We start from the raw sequence: 20,294 nt of genomic DNA, 5'->3' as shown, positions 1-20,294 counted from the left end.
ATAAGCGCTCGCCTAATGGCGATCGTTTAAGCATCGAGATACACGGGCGACCACAGGGGTGAGGCCTTCCTGCGGGAACCTCCCCCTGTGTTTCCCTAACAACGGGCTTAAGTGACCTGTATTAGGTGCTAGCCTGTTTTCCTGGTGCACTCAGCGTAACGCCGCTTTTCCCCCAGACAGCACCAGCCAGGTCATCATCCCCCCAATCAGCCCCCAAAACGCCGCGCCAATTCCCCACAGCGTTAATCCTGAAGCAGTAATCAGGAAGGTGACCACCGCCGCATCACGCTGTTGTTCATCCAGTAAAGCGCGATACAAACTACCCGAAATGGTGCTAAGCAGCGCCAAACCGGCGATAGCGTGAATCAGCGGCTGCGGCAGCGCCGTGAAAAGCTGCCCGATAGACCCACCGAAAACACCCGCCAGCAGATAAAATCCACCAGCGGCGACGGCGGCAAGATAGCGTTTTTTCGGATCGGGATGCACATCCGACCCCATACAGATCGCGGCGGTAATCGCGGCGATACAAACGGAAAAGCCACCGAACGGCGTCAATACCAGCGCGATTAATGCTGTAATGGCAATCAGCGGCGACACGGGAACCTGATAGCCAGCGGCTTTTAGCGTGGCAACGCCCGGTGCGTTCTGCGACGCCATGGTGACAATGAAAAATGGAATACCGACGCCCAACAGCGATGCCCACGAAAAATGCGGCGTAATAAACTCCGGTACGGCAAACACCAGCGGCGAATCAGAAACCGCAATTTGCCCACGCCATAAAGCCAGCAACAGGCCAGCGAACAGCGTTAACACAATGGCAAAGCGAGGGATCAGCCGACGACTGAGCAAATAGATCGCGCACATCGTGAAAGCCAGCCAGAAATCCTGTTGCAGGGAAAGAAAGGCATCCGCACCAAAGCGCAGCAAAATCCCCGCCAGCATCGCGGCAGAAATGGCCTGTGGAATCACATTCATCAGGCGGGCAAAAAGACCGGTGATCCCGCAGATAAAGATAAGCGCGGAAGCAAACAGGAACACGCCAATCGCTTCATTGAGCGATGTACCCGGCAGACTGGTAACCAGCAGCGCCGCTCCCGGCGTTGACCAGGCAGCCAGTATCGGCGCGCGGTAATAGAGCGACAGGCTAATGGACGCCACCCCTTGCGCAATCCCCAGCACGCTTAACCAGCCGCCGATTTGCGCCGTACTGGCACCCGCGGCTTCCGCCGCCTGAAAAATGATGGCGGCCGAACTGGTGTAGCCCACCAGCACCGCAACAAAACCGGCGATAAAGGCCGAAAAAGTGACATCTTTTAGCGCAAATGACACTGGCATGATATACCTTCACTCTTATCGTGCGCTATAACGCACAGAAAGCGTTAACATAGCAGCGTGCGTTATAACGCACAAGCAGGAGTCGCATTGATGTCTGATGAGCTAACCCACCGTATTGGCAATACCTTGAAAACGTTGAGACAGGAGAAAGGCTGGAGCCTCACACGCGCGTCAGAAGAAACCGGCGTGAGCAAAGCGATGCTGGGTCAGATCGAGCGTGGCGAATCCAGCCCAACGGTCGCCACCCTGTGGAAAATTGCAACGGGACTGAATGTGGCGTTTTCCACCTTCATTCAACCGACGCTCGCCGAAGAAGACGTGGCGTATCGTTCGGTAGCAAGTTCAGCATTCAGGGAACGCGAAGCTGGTATGCACGTTGTGCCGATCTTCCCCTTCGATAAAAAACTGCGTTTTGATATGTTTGTTATTGAGCTGGCAGCGGGTGCCAGTAGCACCTCATCGGCGCATGAAAGCGGGGTGATCGAGCATATTATTGTGCTGGAGGGCCAACTGGAAATGACCGTTGATGGGCAGACGCAGTTATTATCCGCGGGGGATGCTCTGCGTTTTGCCGCCGACAGAGAACACCGCTACCACAACCCTGCCGATACCACAGTGCGCTTCCACGATCTGATTCACTATCCTGATAAAAATTAAATCGTGGTAAAAAATAACGCCCTGCAAGCAGGGCGTCAGCATGATAAGCCTAAGAACGGGCTTACTCTTCTTCTTTCTTCTCTTTCTGCGCCAGCAGCTTCTCCAGCGCATCGCCACCGAGGTGACGGAAGTCCTGACCTTTAACGAAGTAGAAGATAAATTCGCAGATGTTCTGGCAACGGTCACCGATACGCTCGATAGAACGGGCGCAGAACAGCGCGGTCAGTACGCTTGGGATGGTGCGGGAATCTTCCATCATGTGAGTCATCAGTTGACGCACAATACCTTCGTACTCTTTATCCACTTTCTTGTCTTCGCGATAAATACGAATCGCTTCGTCCAGATCCATACGGGCAAAAGCATCCAGCACGTCATGCAGCATTTGCACGGTGTGGCGCCCTAATGACTCCAGGCTAACCAGCAGCGGCTGATGCTGATGGGAGAATTTCTCCAGCGCGGTGCGACAGATTTTATCCGCTACGTCACCGATACGTTCCAGTTCAGAGATGGTTTTGATAATCGCCATCACCAGACGCAAGTCGCTCGCAGTAGGCTGACGCTTCGCGATAATGCGCACGCAGGCTTCATCGATCGCCACTTCCATCATGTTAACTTTGGAATCGCCTTCAATGACCTGCTGAGCCAGCTGCGCGTCCTGATTATGCATCGCGGTAATCGCGTCAGTCAGCTGTTGCTCCACCAGCCCGCCCATTGTCAGGACCTGCGTGCGGATATGTTCCAGTTCGGCGTTAAACTGACCGGAAATGTGTTTGTTCAGATTCAGATTATCCATGATGCTTCCTAATCAACCGTAACGGCCGGTGATGTAATCTTCAGTCTGTTTCTGCCGTGGAGCAGTAAACAGGGTATCAGTATCGCTGAACTCAATCAGCTCACCCAAATACATAAACGCCGTATGATCGGAACAACGCGCCGCCTGCTGCATGTTATGCGTCACAATGACCACGGTGTAGTCTTTTTTCAGCTCAGAGATCAGCTCTTCAATGCGGCCAGTCGAAATCGGGTCGAGTGCAGAACAGGGTTCATCCAGCAGCAGGACATCCGGGCGAATCGCAATACCGCGCGCAATACATAAACGCTGCTGCTGGCCACCAGACAGGCTATAACCGCTCTGGTGCAGTTTATCTTTCGTCTCTTGCCACAGCGCCGCTTTGGTCAGCGCCCACTGCACACGCTCATCCATATCAGCGCGGGACAGTTTCTCAAACAGGCGAACACCAAACGCGATGTTATCGTAAATGGACATCGGGAACGGGGTCGGTTTCTGGAAAACCATGCCGACCTTGGCGCGCAGCAGCGCGATATCTTGCTTATCCGTCAGGATGTTATTGCCATCCAGCAGGATATCGCCTTCGGCGCGCTGCTCAGGGTAGAGCTGGTACATTTTGTTCAGCGTACGCAGCAGTGTGGATTTACCACAGCCGGACGGGCCGATAAACGCGGTAACCTGATTCGCGGCAATATCCAGCGTGATGTTTTTCAACGCATGGAATTTTCCGTAATAGAAATTCAGATCGCGTACCTGGATTTTGTTGGATGTCTCAGTTGCCATACTCATCAAGACTTCTCTCTTTTTCCTGGCGCTGCCTTGCAACACCTTGAATTTATTTGGTTTCTTTAAGAAACTAGTGTTTCTTAGCGGAAAAAATAACACGCGCCAGAATGTTCAGCAGAAGAACACACAGTGTAATCAGTAGTACGCCCGCCCAAGCCAACTGTTGCCACTCCACAAACGGGCTCATGGCAAACTTAAATATGGTGACCGGCAGGTTAGCAATCGGATGCATCAGATCCGTGCTCCAGAACTGATTCGACAGCGACGTAAACAGCAGCGGCGCGGTTTCCCCCGCGATACGCGCGATAGCCAGCAGCACCCCAGTGATGATGCCTGATACCGATGCCTTCAGCGTAATCGCAGAAATCATTTTCCATTTCGGCGTACCCAGTGCATAAGCCGCTTCACGCAGGCTATCCGGCACCAGTTTAAGCATGTTCTCAGTAGTACGAATCACAATTGGCACTTGCAACAGCGCCAGCGCAATGACTCCCGCCCATCCCGAGAAATGCTGCATCTTTGCCACCACCAGTGTGTAGACAAACAGGCCAACCACAATTGAAGGGGCGGATAGCAGAATATCGTTGATGAAACGAATCACTTCGGCGATCCAAGATTTACGACCGTATTCCGCCAGATAGATGCCCGCCATAATCCCCAGCGGGGTACCCAGTAGCGTCGCCCACAGAATCAGCAATCCACTACCAACGATGGCGTTCGCCAATCCACCGCCTGCCGTATTAGGCGGCGGCGTCATCTCGGTAAACAATGCCAGAGACATACCGTCTACGCCTCGAGTCACCGTCGAGAACAGGATCCAGATCAACCAGAACAGGCCAAATGCCATCGTGGACATGGATAAGAACAGCGCAATGCGGTTTTTCTGGCGACGCCAGGCCTGCATTTTACGCCGCGAGCGTGCCAGTTCGGCTTCTTGCTCTATGCCTAATGTTGCCATTAGCGCGCTCCCTCATTTTTTGCCAGACGCATCACCATCAGCTTTGAACACGCCAGAACAATAAAGGTGATCACAAACAGAATCAGACCCAGTTCCATCAGCGCCGCCGTGTGCAGACCCGATTCGGCTTCGGCAAATTCATTCGCCAACGCAGAAGTAATACTGTTGCCCGGCATATACAGCGACGCGCTGTCGAGCTGGTAGGTGTTACCGATGATGAAGGTGACCGCCATGGTTTCCCCCAAGGCACGCCCCAATCCCAACATCACCCCACCGATCACGCCGTTTTTGGTGTAAGGCAGTACAATCCGCCAGATCACTTCCCACGTCGTACAGCCGATGCCATAAGCGGACTCTTTCATCATGACTGGCGTTTGCTCAAACACATCACGCATGACCGCTGCAATGTACGGGATAATCATGATGGCAAGAATGACGCCAGCTGCCAGAATACCGATTCCGAACGCCGGGCCGGAGAACAGTGCGCCAACAATAGGAATGCCGGACAGGACGTTGCCTACCGGCTGTTGGAAGTATTCGGCAAACAGCGGAGCGAAAATGAACAGCCCCCACATGCCGTAAACAATACTCGGTATGGCCGCCAGCAGTTCAATCGCCACGCCAAGCGGACGCTTCAGCCATGCGGGTGCCAGTTCGGTGAGAAATAACGCAATCCCGAAGCTAATCGGGATGGCAATAATCAGTGCGATCAGTGAGGTCACGACGGTTCCGTAAATCGGCACCAGTGCACCAAACTGCTCTGCGGGCGCATCCCACTCTTTCGTCCACAAGAAGGCAAAACCGAACTTCTCGATGCTAGGCCAGGACGCCACAATCAGGGAAACAATGATGCCTCCCAATAGCAGTAGCGTGACCAGCGCCGCCAGTTTTACCAGCGTGCTGAAGAGGATATCGCCATATTTTCCCGGGGCTTTGATAGTTGGCTTGTACTCCGCCATACGTCTCTCTTCTCGTTTTAACTGCATTTAATAAGCTATTGAAGGCAGAGAGGTTGCTATCACCTCTCCGCCCCGATACGACTTGTTATTCCACTACCGTATTTCCAGCATCTGACAACCTCATCACGCTCTGGTTATCAACACGACGGCTGTCGATACAATAATTAATACAGTGCTTTACCGTTGCTGTCTTTTACCTGGGTTTTCCAGGCAGCACGGATTTGCTCAACCACTTCTTTTGGCAGTGTGGCGTAATCCAGAGCAGTAGCCTGCTCGCCGCCTTTCTTGAACGCCCAGTCGAAGAATTTCAACACTTCAGCGCCCTGCTCAGGTTTATCCTGCTTGGTGTGAACCAGGATGAAGGTGGTTGAAGTAATTGGCCACGCGTCCGCACCTTTCTGGTTGGTCAGATCCTGAGCAAAAGATTTGCTCCAGTCGATCTCTTTAGCCGCGTTGCTGAAGCTCTGTTCAGTCGGGCTAACCGCTTTGCCATCGGCAGAAATCAGTTTGGTGTAAGCCAGGTTGTTCTGCTTGGCATACGCATATTCTACGTAACCGATAGAACCAGGCAGACGCTGTACGAACGCTGCGATACCATCGTTACCTTTGCCGCCCAGACCGGTTGGCCAGTTCACGGTAGAACCAGAACCAACTTTCTCTTTCCATTCAGAGTTCACTTTCGCCAAATAGCTGGTGAACACGAAAGACGTACCAGAACCGTCAGCACGACGAACAACAGCGATATCCTGATCCGGCAGCTTGGCATTCGGGTTCAGTTTGGTGATCGCCGGGTCGTTCCATTTTTTGATGTTGCCCAGGTAGATATCACCCAGTGTTTTACCATCCAGCGTCAGTTCGCCAGATTTGATACCAGGAACGTTCACTGCCAGTACCACGCCACCGATAACGGTAGGGAACTGGAATAAACCATCCTGTGCTAATTTGTCGTCAGCCAGTGGCGCATCAGAAGCACCGAAATCTACAGTTTTAGCGATAATCTGTTTTACACCGCCAGAAGAACCGATTCCTTGATAGTTAACTTTATTGCCGGTTTCTTTTTGATAAGAGTCAGCCCATTTGGCATAAACAGGCGCAGGGAATGTCGCACCGGCACCGGTGAGGTTAGCAGCAGCAAAAGCAGAGAATGCCGTCAGAGAAAAGGTTGCCGCAACAACACTGGCAAGAGTGGTACGCATCAGTTTCATAATCCCTCCTGTGGGATAATCGACGTGTCGACGTGGAGTCGTTATCAATCAGAGTTATCAAATCAGAGTGTAGTTCGCAGGAGGAAAAATAGGACAATTTGGTGACAGTAAAATGTACGCAATATGACAGTTTTATGACAATGAGAAAGGGCGCGGGAAAATTCAGGTACCACCAGCCAGAACACGCGTCCTGACTGGTTCCGGAGATCGGTCAGTGAGTCTGGCTATGGCTAAGCAGTTTGTAAATCGTATCAGGCTTATAGCTATCGCCTTGATAATAAATCGCCCAATCAGTTACCCTTGATATATCAACAGAATACACACCACCTTCCTGCATATCCTCAACGTAGAACGGATGATTGATTAATGTTCCCGTCACTACCGTGTCGTGGATTGCTTCGGGTATAAACCACATGTGCTCACGCTCTTCGCCTTCTTCACCATGAGGAATGCCAAACTTCACCATGAAACGCCATTCACTCTCGACAGGCTTCGGTGATTTTTTTAGTAGCTTAGCTAAAAAACCCTGCTTAGCGGGTTCATCACTCACATGGTAGTTTTCAAACATATTGACGAAATAGCGCCAGCGCAGCTGCGCTTTACGCGACATTTCCGCCGTCTCCGCATTGGTACGCCAGAACATGATGGCATTCTGCTCATCAAACCCTTTAAAGAACGTTTGCAGTACCGGATTTTCTTCGTTGGTACGAAACAGCATACAGGAGGGTTCCTGATGCACATCATCCCGATCGGCACGATCGCCCAGAAACACGCCTTCCGGTGTCCCTTCCAGATCGTAGCGCATCTCTTCCAGAGGCCGCAGTTGGTCAATCGGCGTGGATTGATTCACATGCCGCAGCCCTTCTTCAAACGGTAATGCCACCAGATATTCATAGCCGCTGTCAGTTTGCCCGCACAGAATCGGCTCGTTAAAGGTAATCTGCTGATTTTGAATAGCATTATTGACAAAACTTCTGAATAAATCCGGGATGCCGTAATATGAACTCAGCGTCTCTGGAATGACAAGTTCCGCTTCCGTCAGCCCGCATCGCGCCAAACCATGCGAGTGAAACCAGAATGTTGTTGGTGGATCGTTTTCAGTGTCGTACACGGCATGAATGGTATACAACGATTCAATTTCCGGCAGAACATCATCCTCTAGCTGAAAATTCAGCCATTCGCGGGTAAACACGTTACCAGCGGCAGAAATATCGATCCCCAGGAGAAAATCCGGTACCACGGCGCTTAATAAACGAAGCTGATGAACGTAGTCTTCCAGCGGGTTTGACCCAAAAAGACACTCGACCATCACTTCCTGCGTTGCCGCATTAGCCTGCGCCAGTAGCTCAGGTGAAATCGGATCGGTTGAATGTATCGGCGTGATTTTATTCTCAGGATCGCGCTCCGATACCTCAAGATAAAAGGTCAGCTCTCTATCATGATGGCGACAGGTATAAAAGAATCCGCCCTGTCCCTGCTCGGTATAGCTTATTTCACCCTCGGTAAAGAATGACTGCGCCTCTAACAGGCTTTCCAGTAGCGGATAGTTCATCTCTCGTGAGGAAAAAGCCACCATCGTTGAAGGCGCTTTTTCGCCTTTTCCCTCGGCGATATCCAGGTATTGTTGTTTGTTATTCATATTAAGAACGAGTCAGTATTCAATATGGGTAAACCAATATACCGAATAAATTTTAATGAGGAGAGTTCGGTGAGCGTAAAAAGAGTGGAGTATAGAAAATGGGTGGTGATATAAAAAATAAACGAAGGTAAATAGCACCAAGGCTACTTACCTTCATTCTTTAAAAATTACTCAACAGTAACGGATTTCGCCAGGTTGCGTGGCTGATCGACGTCAGTGCCTTTAATCAGCGCAACGTGATAAGACAGCAGCTGCAACGGCACCGTATAGAAGATTGGCGCAATCACTTCTTCGATATGCGGCAGCGGAATAATTTTCATATTTTCGCTGCTGGTGAAACCGGCATCTTCATCAGCAAAGACATACAGCTCACCGCCGCGCGCCCGAACTTCTTCGATGTTGGATTTCAATTTCTCCAACAGTTCGTTGTTCGGTGCCACCACCACAACTGGCATATCCGCATCAATCAGCGCCAGCGGGCCGTGTTTCAGCTCGCCTGCAGCATAGGCTTCAGCGTGGATGTAAGAGATCTCTTTCAGCTTCAGCGCGCCTTCCATCGCGATCGGATACTGATCGCCACGGCCAAGGAACAGCGCATGGTGCTTATCAGAGAAACCTTCTGCCAGAGATTCGATGAGTTTGTCCTGAGACAGCATCTGCTCAATACGCGCTGGCAGCGCCTGCAAACCATGAACAATATCATGCTCAATCTGCGCATCCATGCCGCGCAGACGGCCAACGCGCGCCACCAGCATCAGCAGAACGGTAAGCTGGGTGGTGAAGGCTTTGGTCGAGGCCACGCCAATCTCTACGCCCGCTTTGGTCATCAGCGCCAGATCGGATTCACGCACCAGAGAGGAACCCGCCACGTTACAAATAGCCAAAGAACCCAGATAGCCTAGTTCTTTGGACAAGCGCAGCGCGGCCAGCGTATCCGCCGTTTCGCCAGATTGAGACAGGGTAATCATCAGGCTGTTCTTACGTACCGCAGGTTTGCGGTAGCGGAATTCTGAGGCGATTTCTACGTCGCACGGAATCCCCGCCAGCGCTTCAAACCAGTAGCGGGAAACCATACCGGAGTTGTAGGACGTCCCACAGGCGATAATCTGAACGTGCTCAACCTTCGCCAGCAGTTCATCCGCTTTCGGGCCTAATTCAGAAAGATTGATCTCGCCGTGACTGAAACGCCCTTCAAGGGTGTTCTTGATTGCCATCGGCTGTTCGTAGATCTCTTTCTGCATGTAGTGACGATACGCGCCTTTGTCACCGGCATCGTAATTCACTTTTGATTCGATTTCTTCGCGTGTGGCAAGTTGGCCGGATTTATCAAACACGCGCACGTCACGGCGGGTGATTTCCGCCACGTCGCCTTCTTCCAGGAACATAAAGCGACGCGTCACGGGCAGCAGCGCCAGCTGATCGGAAGCAATGAAGTTCTCACCAACACCACGGCCAATCACCAGCGGGCTACCAGAGCGAGCAGCAACCAGTACGCTTGGATCGCGGTTATCCAACACCACCATGCCATACGCACCGCGCAGCTGTGGGATCACACGCTTAACCACCTCAACCAGCGTTCCACCGTTCTGCGCTTGTTCAAAATGAACCAAATGGGCGACCACTTCCGTATCGGTTTCAGAAACAAAACGATAGCCGCGGCCGATCATCAGTTCGCGCAGCGGTTCGTGATTTTCGATAATGCCGTTATGGACGATGGTGATATGTTCAGAAACATGAGGGTGAGCGTTCTCTTCAGAAGGTTCGCCGTGCGTTGCCCAACGGGTATGGGCAATACCCGTACCGCCGTGCAGATCGCTTTCTTCAGCAGCCTGAGACAGTACCTGTACTTTCCCCAGACGGCGTAAACGGGCGACGTTGCCTTCGCTATCAACAACCGCTAACCCCGCAGAGTCATAGCCGCGATACTCAAGACGACGTAAACCTTCCAACAAAATTTCAGCAACATCACGTTGCGCAACTGCGCCTACAATTCCACACATCGATGGTATTCCTATAAAAGTGACATATTGTGTCACCAGGGATGTCTTAGACCTGATTGTTCCGGTTTTTCCGGGTTCCCCGAGCCTTGTAGAGAGTTGGGGATTATTATGTTTTGTTCTGTACTCTGGGCTCGACCAATACAGGGGAGCGGTCAACGTACAGGACAAAACCGCCTCCGCCGTGTGCGGAGGCATAACTATTTCTTCTTCACCGGACGCTGCCAGCCGGAAATATGCCGCTGTTTCACACGGCCGACCACCAGCTCATTCTCCGCCACATCGTGCGTGACGGTCGTTCCCGCGCCGATTGTCGCGCCGTTGGCTACGCTAACGGGCGCCACCAATTGACTATCCGAGCCGACAAACACGTCATCACCAATTACCGTCTTGTGTTTATTCGCACCGTCATAATTGCAGGTGATCGTTCCCGCGCCAATATTAACACCGGAACCGATATCCGCATCCCCCAAATAGCTAAGATGACCGGCTTTTGATCCTTTGCCCAAGCGCGCCTTTTTCAGTTCGACAAAATTGCCAACATGCGCACCTTCAGCCAGTTCCGACCCAGGACGCAAGCGGGCAAACGGACCAACGGTACACTCAGCGTCTAATACAGCGTCTTCCAACACAGAGTAAGGGCTGATCTCGCAGTCGTCGCCAATAATACTGTTTTTGATCACACAGCCCGCACCGATTTTCACCCGGTTGCCTAGCTTAACATTGCCTTCCACGACAACATTGACATCAATCACCACATCACGACCATGAGTCAGTTCGCCACGCAGATCAAACCGTGCCGGATCGAGCAGCATGACACCAGCCAGCAGCAGTCTATCCGCCTGTTCACGCTGATAAACCCGCTCCAAGGCCGACAGTTGCAGGCGATTATTAACACCTTCCACTTCGCTCAACCGCTCAGGATGAACCGCCTCAACACGCTGGCCTTCTTCCGCTGCCATCGCAATGATATCGGTGATATAAAACTCGCCCTGTGCGTTGTTGTTATTCAATTGGCTTAACCAACGCTTCAGATCCTTACCGTTCGCAATCAAAATGCCGGTATTGATCTCGTTAATTTGGCGCTGTTCTTCACTGGCATCTTTGTGCTCAACGATCCCGACTACAGCACCGTTTTCACGCACAATCCGCCCATAGCCCGTTGGATCGTCCAATTTCACCGTCAACAGACCGATACCGCCCTGCGGCTTAGCTTGACGTAAACGCCCCAGCGTTTGCGACGAAATTAGCGGCACATCACCATATAGCATCAGGATATCTTCATCATCGGCAAAATAAGGGGCAGCTTGCTGCATCGCATGGCCAGTTCCTAACTGCTCTGCCTGTAGCACCCAATTCAATGCCGGATCGGTCAATTCGCGTTTTAGTAAATCACCGCCGTGGCCATATACCAAATGAACGTGTTGTGCGCCTGTCGTCATTGCGGCATCAATGACGTGCTGAACCATCGGCTTACCTGCCAGTTTGTGTAACACCTTAGGAAGGTCGGAATACATACGGGTTCCCTTACCCGCAGCAAGGATCACCACACTCATAGCACTATTTGACATAAGCATCCTGACAGTGCGAAGCCATCGCTCCGCAAGAATAAAAATGGCTAGCCTGTTACGGCATGAATAACCAGAGTTTACCGAAACTCATGCATAACGCGGATACTTTTTGGTGAGTTTTTTCTGAAAATCTCGCACAAGACGATGAATACCCATGGCGAGAGTGTGATGTCCCCAACAACAGAAATGGCACAGGGTTTCATAAAAAACAGACTTTATTTTTAAGTATTTCCATTTGTGACACACACAAAAGAAACAGCGTTTCATTTATAGCAATATACGCGGGCGAATAATTCAATAACGAAGGAGACACAATGAAACGTTGTTCTTCACCAAAATGTCATTCTTTACGGAAACACCGTTCTTCACGCCTCGCAGCCGTCGCGTTGACGAATGCATTACTTTTCAGCTTCAGCACACACGCCGCGACAGAATCAACGCCAGTCTGGCACGGTATCGCCTTTGGTCAGTCAACAGACGTAAACTTTTCATCCAATGTCCTGCCGGAAAAAATTGGTGTCAACGATGTCACCATTAACGGCAAGAAATTAGCCCCAGGGGATAACGCTGATTTGTCCGCCCCCATCACGATTGAGAGCCGTGGCGGAAAGATTGCCAACACCCATGACGGGCTGACGTTCTTCTATACGCAACTGCCTGCCAATGTGAATTTTACGCTTCAGTCTGATATTACCGTGGAACAGTTTGGGCCAGAAAACGGCGCCAAGCCTGCGGCTCAGGAAGGGGCTGGGATTCTGGTGCGCGATATTATCGGCGTACCGCGTCAGGATCCGCTGAAAGAAGGGTATGAAGAGTTCCCTGCCGCGTCCAACATGGTGATGAACGCCATCATGACGCAGGATAAAAAGTCTCATACCGAAATTAAACTACAGGCTATTTTGCGCAATGGCGTGACGCAGCCGTGGGGTAATGCGGGCGCGAAAATTACCAAAACCAGCTATCAGGAAAATGTGAATCTGGAGCAAACGCCGACGTTCCGCCTGAAACTGGAGCGTACCAACGATGGCTTCATCACCTCTTATGCACCGAAAGGCACGGATAACTGGGTGTCGAAAGAAGTCAAAGGCGCGGACGTCGTCACCAAGCTGGATAAAGACCACTACTACGTCGGTTTCTTTGCCTCCCGTAATGCCAAAATCACCGTCAGTAATGCACAGTTGACCACCACACCAGCACAAACCAAAGCTTCACCGGCGTTTAAAGCTAAGGACTACGATCCTTTACTTCAGGTGATGTCATCGCCTAAAACCACCAGCGAACACTATGTCGTGCAGGCCAAAGCCAATTACAACGGCACGATCGCGGTTTCACAAGACGGTAAATCTCTGGGTGATGCCAAGCAGATAAAAGCGGGAGAGACCTTCTCTCTGCCAGCGAAAATTGCCGGCAACGGTGCTGAGTTCAAGATAGCCTACCAGCCTGTGGAAGGGGATGATAAAGCGGTAAAAGAGAGCACATTGAAAGTTGAAAGAGTGGCTTACGCAGACGCTAAAAATCTGTATGTTTCGCCACAAGGTTCAGCCAGCAATGACGGCAGTAAAAATGCCCCGCTCGATTTAGCCAGCGCCGTCGCCGCTCTACCAGCAGGCGGCACGATTTGGCTCAACGATGGCGATTACAGCGCGTCTGAAATCCCTGTCAGCGCCAGCGGTCAGCAAAAAGCCGTCAAGAATCTGTTTGCTGTCGGCAATAAAGCCGTCATTCACGGCCTGCAACTGAAAGCGAGCCATTGGCATGTTAAAGGGATTGAAATCACCGAGAAACCGTTCCGTATCGAGGGGAGCTACAACACCATCGAACGCGTTATAGCGCACCACGCTGACGATACTGGTATTCAGGTGACCTCGACGGCCGATGTAGGCAGACCGCTGTGGGCCAGCCATAACCTGATCCTGAACTCAGAATCTCACAGCAATCAGGACCCAGGCAAAATTAACGCCGACGGTTTCGCGGTGAAAATGCGTATCGGTGAAGGCAACGTGATTCGCGGCGCATTCTCACACAACAACATCGATGACGGCTTCGACCTGTTTAACAAAATCGAAGACGGCGCAAACGGCGTTGTGGTGATCGAGAATTCAATTGCCATGAACAACACCAGCAACGGCTTCAAAATGGGTGGAGAAGGTCAGCCAGTGGCGCATCAGGTTAAAAACAGCATTGCTGTGGGTAACAAACTTGATGGTTTCACCGACAATTTCAACCCTGGCGCCTTGATTGTTGAAAACAACATCGCGTTAGATAACGAACGCTTTAACTTTATTTTCCGCCCAAGCCCTTACTCTGGCCCGGAAAAACAAGGCGTCTTCAAGAACAACATGTCGCTGAAAACCAAAGCGGGTAAATATGATGATGCGGTTGTCGGCAATATCGATAACACCAACTACTTCATCAAAGGCGACCGCTCTGTTAACGCGCAAGGTAAGGAAATCACAGTAAATAATTTCGTGTCGGTAACCATCCCTGAAACGTTTACACGTGATGCCAAAGGCAATCTGGTACTTGGCGACTTCCTGAAGAAAAAATAAGGGCTTCAAGCCCCCGCCTAACAAGGTAGGGGCTGACAAAGCATATCGAGCAGTAGTAAATGGATTTATCCGCGATCTTAATGCCTGCTCTCGCAGGCATTTTTATATGTAACATAGACTTAAATGCAAAAAGGCCAGTCAGTATGAACTGACTGGCCTTCAATTATTGCAAGCTTATCTGTTACATCGCTTTTCTGGTCAGCTCGATAACGCGCAGCTTCGCAATCGCTTTGCTCAGCTCTGCTGAAGCCTGAGCATAATCCACATCACCATGCGAATTACGGATATGATCTTCAGCTTTGCGTTTCGCTTCCAGCGCACGAGCTTCATCCAGATCCTGCCCACGGATTGCGGTATCAGACAGTACGGTAACGGTATTCGGCTGCACCTCAAGGATGCCGCCAGAAAGATAAATATACTCTTCCTCACCGTGCTGCTTAACGATACGAACCATACCAGGTTTAATGGCAGTAAGCAGAGGGGCATGTCCCGGATAAATACCCAGTTCGCCTTCGCTCCCCGTTACCTGGATCTTCTGCACCAGACCGGAGAACATTTGCTGTTCTGCACTCACGACATCCAGATGGTAAGTCATAGCCATGTCACCCTCCTACAAGGCGTTACAGTTTCTTGGCTTTTTCCACGACTTCGTCAATGGAACCAACCATGTAGAACGCCTGCTCTGGCAGGTGGTCGTATTCGCCTTCCATAATCCCTTTAAAGCCACGGATGGTGTCTTTCAGGGCAACGTATTTACCCGGAGAACCGGTAAATACTTCCGCTACGAAGAACGGCTGTGACAGGAAGCGCTGAATTTTACGTGCACGAGATACCACCAGCTTGTCTTCTTCAGACAGCTCGTCCATACCCAGAATCGCGATGATGTCTTTCAGTTCCTGATAACGCTGCAGAATAGACTGCACGCCACGGGCAACATCATAGTGTTCCTGACCAACAACCAACGGATCCAACTGACGGCTGGTGGAATCCAGTGGGTCAACGGCCGGGTAGATACCCAGAGAAGCGATCTGACGGCTCAGTACCACGGTTGCATCCAAGTGAGCAAAGGTGGTGGCTGGAGATGGGTCAGTCAAGTCATCCGCAGGAACGTAAACAGCCTGAACGGAGGTGATAGAACCGGTTTTGGTTGAAGTGATACGTTCTTGCAGAACGCCCATCTCTTCCGCCAGCGTCGGCTGATAACCTACCGCAGAAGGCATACGACCCAGCAGTGCGGATACTTCCGTACCGGCCAGGGTATAACGGTAGATGTTATCGACGAACAGCAGTACGTCACGACCTTCATCACGGAATTTTTCCGCCATGGTCAGACCGGTCAGTGCTACGCGCAGACGGTTACCTGGTGGCTCATTCATCTGGCCATAAACCAGTGATACTTTGTCGATTACGTTGGAATCGGTCATTTCGTGGTAGAAGTCGTTACCTTCACGGGTACGTTCACCCACGCCTGCAAACACGGAGTAACCGGAGTGCTCGATCGCGATGTTACGGATCAGCTCCATCATGTTTACGGTTTTACCTACGCCCGCACCACCGAACAGACCCACTTTACCGCCCTTGGCAAACGGACACATCAGGTCGATAACCTTGATGCCGGTTTCCAGCAGCTCTTGTGAGTTTGACAGCTCTTCATAGCTCGGAGCAGCGCGGTGAATAGCCCAACGCTCTTCTTCGCCGATGTCGCCTTTCATGTCGATGGGTTCACCCAAGACGTTCATGATACGACCCAGCGTTGCTTTACCTACCGGCACTTCGATCGGGTGGTCCAGGTTATTCACGTTCAACCCGCGACGCAGACCGTCAGAAGAACCCATTGCGATACAGCGAACAATACCGCCGCCCAACTGCTGCTGCACTTCCAGCACCAGTTTCTCAGCGCCGTTCTCTACCTCAAGCGCATCGTACACCTTTGGTACGGCATCTTGCGGGAACTCGACGTCCACCACGGCGCCGATTACCTGGATAATCTTTCCAGTAGCCATCTTGAATCCTCTACGTAATTCGACAATACGTAATTCGTAAACCTGCTTTAAACCGCGGAGGCTCCCCCGACGATTTCGGTGAGTTCCTGAGTAATGCTGGCCTGACGAGCTTTGTTGTATACCAACTGCAGCTCTTTGATCAGGCTACCGCCGTTATCGGTCGCGGCTTTCATCGCAACCATTCGCGCGGCCTGCTCACTAGCCAGATTTTCTACGACGCCCTGATAAACCTGAGATTCCACATAACGGCGCAGCAGGGTATCCAGCAGCGACTTAGGATCGGGTTCATACAGGTAATCCCAGGATTTCTTCTTCAACTCACCGTCATCCGAAGGCGGTAACGGTAACACTTGAACAACAAGCGGTTCCTGAGACATGGTATTGATAAACTTGTTGCTTACGATATACAGCTTGTCCAGACGACCTTCGTCGTAGGCTTGCAGCATAACTTTAACCGGACCGATCAATTCTGATACGGAAGGGTTGTCTCCCATACCGGTAACCTGAGCAACAATGTTTCCGCCTACCGAACCGAAGAAAGAAACCGCTTTGGAACCAATCAGCGCTAAATCAGTTTCAACGCCTTTGTCACTCCAGGATTTCATATCAGCCAGCAGCTTCTTGAACAGGTTAATGTTCAAACCACCGCACAGGCCACGGTCAGTAGACACCACCAGATACCCAACGCGCTTAACATCGCGTTCTTCCAGGTACGGGTGTTTATATTCCAGATTTCCTAACGCAAGGTGACCAATCACATTGCGTATGGTTTCCGCATAAGGACGGCTGGCCGCCATACGATCCTGCGATTTACGCATTTTGGAAGCGGCGACCATTTCCATTGCTTTGGTGATCTTCTGCGTATTTTGGACGCTTGCGATCTTACTACGTATCTCTTTTGCGCCGGCCATCTTTGCTTCTCCTCAAAGCCTTGCGGCCTGCTTTACAGCAGGCCACCGGGCGTTACCAGGACTGGGTTGCCTTAAAAGTATCGAGGATGCCTTTAAATTTGCCCTCGATCTCATCGTTATAAGCGCCAGTCTGGTCGATTTGTTGCAGAAGTTCGCCATGCTCACGATCGGCGTAAGCCAGCAGTGCCGCTTCAAAGCTACCGACTTTCGACAGCTCAACATCTTCCAGATAACCACGTTCTGCCGCAAACAGAACCAGAGACTGCTGTGCGACAGACATCGGCGCATACTGTTTCTGTTTCAACAGCTCGGTCACTTTCTGACCGTGGCTCAACTGCTTACGGGTTGCATCATCAAGATCGGACGCAAACTGAGAGAATGCTGCCAGCTCGCGGTACTGTGCCAGTGCGGTACGAATACCACCGGACAGTTTCTTCATGATCTTGGTCTGTGCTGCACCACCCACACGGGATACGGAGATCCCTGGGTTAACCGCAGGACGAATACCGGCGTTAAACAGGTTGGATTCCAGGAAGATCTGACCATCGGTAATAGAAATTACGTTGGTCGGAACGAACGCAGAAACATCACCCGCTTGCGTTTCGATGATCGGCAGAGCGGTCAACGAACCGGTTTTCCCCTTCACTTCACCCTTGGTGAATGCTTCAACGTAATCAGCGTTAACACGCGATGCACGCTCCAGCAAACGGGAGTGGAGATAGAAAACGTCACCAGGATAAGCTTCACGGCCTGGCGGACGACGGAGCAGCAGAGAAATCTGACGATAAGCAACGGCCTGTTTGGACAGGTCATCATAAATAATCAGCGCATCTTCACCGCGGTCGCGGAAGTACTCGCCCATTGCACAACCGGCGTATGGCGCCAGATATTGCAGAGCAGCAGACTCAGACGCGGTAGCAACGACAACAATGGTGTTTTCCAGTGCGCCATGCTCTTCCAGTTTACGCACCACGTTAGAAATCGTGGAGGCTTTCTGGCCGATAGCGACGTACACACATTTGATGCCGGAATCACGCTGGTTGATGATGGCGTCGATAGCCAGAGCGGTTTTACCCGTCTGACGGTCACCGATAATCAGCTCACGCTGACCACGACCGATTGGAATCATGGCGTCAACGGACTTATAGCCCGTTTGTACCGGCTCATCAACGGATTGACGTTCGATAACGCCAGGCGCAATCGCTTCAACCGCAGAGAAACCGTCGTGATCCAGTGCGCCTTTACCGTCAATCGGTGCGCCCAGCGTGTTGACCACACGACCTAACAGGCCACGGCCAACCGGAACTTCAAGAATACGGCCGGTGCATTTTACTTTCATGCCTTCAGCCAGATCCGCATACGGGCCCATGACTACCGCACCAACGGAGTCGCGCTCCAGGTTCAATGCGATCGCATAACGGTTACCCGGCAGAGAGATCATCTCCCCCTGCATCACGTCTGCCAGACCGTGGACGCGGATGATTCCGTCACTGACGGAAACAATAGTACCTTCATTGTGAGCTTCGCTCACCACATTGAACTGAGCAATGCGCTGCTTGATCAGTTCGCTGATTTCGGTGGAATTCAGTTGCATGCTCCAGTCCCCTTAAGACTGCAAGACGTCTGCCAGACGTTCCAGACGACCGCGAATGCTGCCATCTATCACCATGTCGCCCGCGCGGATAACCACGCCGGCCATGACAGACTTATCAATTTTGCAATTCAGCTTCACTTTGCGTGACAGACGTTTTTCCATAGCGGCAGCGATCTTCGACAGCTGCTGCTCACTCAACGTGTTGGCAGAAATCACATCGACGTCAACCGTCGATTCCAGTGCTGCCCGCAGTTGAATAAATTGTTCCAGTACTTCAGGAAGCACTGGTAAACGTCCGTTCTCGGCCATCACCTTAATCAGGTTCTGACCGGCTTCATCAAGTTGATCACCACAAACGGCAATGAACGTTTTCGCCAGCTCAATCGGTGCTACTGCACCAGAAAGCAATTCGGCAATTTGTTCATTGCGCGCTACTTCGGCCGAAAACGCCAGCATGTTCTGCCAGCGATCCAAGGCCTGATTCTCAACCGCAAAGTCAAAAGCTGCTTTGGCGTAGGGGCGAGCTACCGTGACAAATTCAGACATCAGCCCCTCCCTCCTTACAGTTCAGCGACCAGTTTATCAACGATGTCGCTGTTAGCAGCTTCATCCACGGAACGTTCAATAATTTTCTCGGCACCGGCAATCGCCAATACGGCAACTTGCTTACGCAGCTCTTCACGAGCGCGTTTACGTTCGGCTTCGATTTCAGCCTGCGCCTGCGCCACAATCTTGTTACGTTCAGCTTCCGCTTCAGCTTTCGCCTCATCCAGGATCTGAGCACGGCGTTTGTTCGCCTGCTCGATGATAACCTGAGCATCCGCTTTGGCTTTCTTCAGTTGATCTGTCGCATTGGCCTGAGCCAAGTTCAAATCTTTTTTGGCACGTTCAGCAGAAGCCAGACCGTCAGCAATTTCTTTCTGACGTTTCTCGATGGCTGCCATCATCGGCGGCCATACATACTTCATGCAGAACCAGACAAACAGGACGAACGCAATGGCCTGGCCGAGGATTGTTGCATTAATATTCACAGCACAATGCCTCTTTCAAAGTTAAATAAGTTGATGTTTTAACCTCAGCAGAAAACATTCTGCTTAGGCCACCGCAAACATCACATACAGCCCCAGACCAACAGCGATCATCGGGATGGCGTCAACCAGACCCATGACGATAAAGAACTGTGTACGCAGTAAAGGAATCAGGTCAGGCTGGCGAGCAGCACCTTCCAAGAATTTACCACCCAGAATGCCGATACCGATCGCAGCACCGATTGCCGCCAAACCCATCATTAACGCGGCAGCCATGTACAGCAGATCCACACTCAGGTTTTCCATGACAGT

18 protein-coding genes are annotated in these 20,294 nt (G+C 51.5%); 2 read left to right on the top strand and 16 right to left on the bottom strand.

Annotated elements, in window-relative coordinates:
* Positions 1-150: 150 nt before the first annotated feature.
* Positions 151-1,335, bottom strand: coding sequence for a benzoate/H(+) symporter BenE family transporter (locus tag I2D83_RS22130; RefSeq protein ID WP_205947309.1), 1,185 nt, complete (start codon positions 1,333-1,335; stop codon positions 151-153).
* Between the two features lie 90 nt (positions 1,336-1,425).
* Here I2D83_RS22130 and I2D83_RS22125 point away from each other — a divergent pair, with 90 nt between their 5' ends.
* Complete coding sequence (locus I2D83_RS22125; RefSeq protein ID WP_181830433.1) at positions 1,426-1,992, top strand: helix-turn-helix domain-containing protein; 567 nt, start codon at positions 1,426-1,428, stop codon at positions 1,990-1,992.
* 61 nt (positions 1,993-2,053) lie between these two features.
* Here I2D83_RS22125 and phoU read toward each other — a convergent pair whose 3' ends face one another.
* From phoU to glmU, 8 genes are all read right to left on the bottom strand, one after another.
* The gene (phoU, locus tag I2D83_RS22120) at positions 2,054-2,785 is read right to left on the bottom strand and encodes a phosphate signaling complex protein PhoU (protein ID WP_205947308.1); all 732 of its coding nucleotides are present in this window, start codon (positions 2,783-2,785) and stop codon (positions 2,054-2,056) included.
* Between the two features lie 12 nt (positions 2,786-2,797).
* Positions 2,798-3,571 (bottom strand): phosphate ABC transporter ATP-binding protein PstB, encoded by a 774-nt coding sequence (gene pstB / locus I2D83_RS22115; protein ID WP_010681437.1) that lies wholly within the window; start codon positions 3,569-3,571, stop codon positions 2,798-2,800.
* Positions 3,572-3,638: 67 nt separating this feature from the next.
* Positions 3,639-4,526 (bottom strand): phosphate ABC transporter permease PstA, encoded by an 888-nt coding sequence (pstA, locus tag I2D83_RS22110; protein WP_015842339.1) that lies wholly within the window; start codon positions 4,524-4,526, stop codon positions 3,639-3,641.
* Positions 4,526-5,485 carry a phosphate ABC transporter permease PstC gene (gene pstC, locus I2D83_RS22105; RefSeq protein WP_015842338.1) on the bottom strand — a complete coding sequence of 320 codons (960 nt, stop codon included), beginning with the start codon at positions 5,483-5,485 and terminating at the stop codon, positions 4,526-4,528. Before pstC ends, pstA begins: the two co-directional genes overlap by 1 nt.
* Positions 5,486-5,649: 164 nt before the next feature.
* Positions 5,650-6,690 (bottom strand): phosphate ABC transporter substrate-binding protein PstS, encoded by a 1,041-nt coding sequence (pstS, locus tag I2D83_RS22100; protein WP_182100679.1) that lies wholly within the window; start codon positions 6,688-6,690, stop codon positions 5,650-5,652.
* A gap of 211 nt (positions 6,691-6,901) precedes the next feature.
* Positions 6,902-8,329 (bottom strand): DUF4026 domain-containing protein, encoded by a 1,428-nt coding sequence (locus I2D83_RS22095; protein WP_181830431.1) that lies wholly within the window; start codon positions 8,327-8,329, stop codon positions 6,902-6,904.
* Positions 8,330-8,496: 167 nt separating this feature from the next.
* Positions 8,497-10,329, bottom strand: coding sequence for a glutamine--fructose-6-phosphate transaminase (isomerizing) (glmS, locus tag I2D83_RS22090; RefSeq protein WP_181830430.1), 1,833 nt, complete (start codon positions 10,327-10,329; stop codon positions 8,497-8,499).
* A gap of 197 nt (positions 10,330-10,526) precedes the next feature.
* Positions 10,527-11,897, bottom strand: a complete 1,371-nt coding sequence (gene glmU / locus I2D83_RS22085) for a bifunctional UDP-N-acetylglucosamine diphosphorylase/glucosamine-1-phosphate N-acetyltransferase GlmU (protein WP_205947307.1) — start codon at positions 11,895-11,897, stop codon at positions 10,527-10,529.
* 314 nt (positions 11,898-12,211) lie between these two features.
* Between glmU and pelX the strand changes: the two genes are divergently transcribed.
* Positions 12,212-14,446 (top strand): pectate disaccharide-lyase PelX, encoded by a 2,235-nt coding sequence (gene pelX / locus I2D83_RS22080; RefSeq protein WP_205947306.1) that lies wholly within the window; start codon positions 12,212-12,214, stop codon positions 14,444-14,446.
* Between the two features lie 181 nt (positions 14,447-14,627).
* Here pelX and I2D83_RS22075 read toward each other — a convergent pair whose 3' ends face one another.
* From I2D83_RS22075 to atpE, 7 genes are all read right to left on the bottom strand, one after another.
* Complete coding sequence (locus I2D83_RS22075) at positions 14,628-15,047, bottom strand: F0F1 ATP synthase subunit epsilon (protein ID WP_015842332.1); 420 nt, start codon at positions 15,045-15,047, stop codon at positions 14,628-14,630.
* Between the two features lie 19 nt (positions 15,048-15,066).
* Positions 15,067-16,449, bottom strand: a complete 1,383-nt coding sequence (atpD, locus tag I2D83_RS22070) for a F0F1 ATP synthase subunit beta (RefSeq protein WP_015842331.1) — start codon at positions 16,447-16,449, stop codon at positions 15,067-15,069.
* Positions 16,450-16,496: 47 nt separating this feature from the next.
* The gene (atpG, locus tag I2D83_RS22065) at positions 16,497-17,360 is read right to left on the bottom strand and encodes a F0F1 ATP synthase subunit gamma (protein ID WP_015842330.1); all 864 of its coding nucleotides are present in this window, start codon (positions 17,358-17,360) and stop codon (positions 16,497-16,499) included.
* 52 nt (positions 17,361-17,412) lie between these two features.
* Complete coding sequence (atpA, locus tag I2D83_RS22060; protein ID WP_005976551.1) at positions 17,413-18,954, bottom strand: F0F1 ATP synthase subunit alpha; 1,542 nt, start codon at positions 18,952-18,954, stop codon at positions 17,413-17,415.
* A gap of 12 nt (positions 18,955-18,966) precedes the next feature.
* Positions 18,967-19,500 (bottom strand): F0F1 ATP synthase subunit delta, encoded by a 534-nt coding sequence (gene atpH / locus I2D83_RS22055; protein ID WP_014917153.1) that lies wholly within the window; start codon positions 19,498-19,500, stop codon positions 18,967-18,969.
* 14 nt (positions 19,501-19,514) lie between these two features.
* Positions 19,515-19,985 (bottom strand): F0F1 ATP synthase subunit B, encoded by a 471-nt coding sequence (gene atpF, locus I2D83_RS22050; protein ID WP_010681466.1) that lies wholly within the window; start codon positions 19,983-19,985, stop codon positions 19,515-19,517.
* A 63-nt stretch (positions 19,986-20,048) separates the two neighbouring features.
* Positions 20,049-20,288: a F0F1 ATP synthase subunit C gene (gene atpE / locus I2D83_RS22045; protein WP_005976545.1), complete on the bottom strand. Its 240-nt coding sequence runs from the start codon at positions 20,286-20,288 to the stop codon at positions 20,049-20,051.
* Between the last annotated feature and the right edge of the window lie 6 nt (positions 20,289-20,294).

It is taken from the genome of Pectobacterium aroidearum (genome assembly GCF_015689195.1).
Taxonomy (GTDB): Bacteria; Pseudomonadota; Gammaproteobacteria; order Enterobacterales; family Enterobacteriaceae; genus Pectobacterium; species Pectobacterium aroidearum.
Note: the sequence above shows the minus strand (reverse complement) of the source record. Positions and strands in the feature narration are given on the sequence as shown.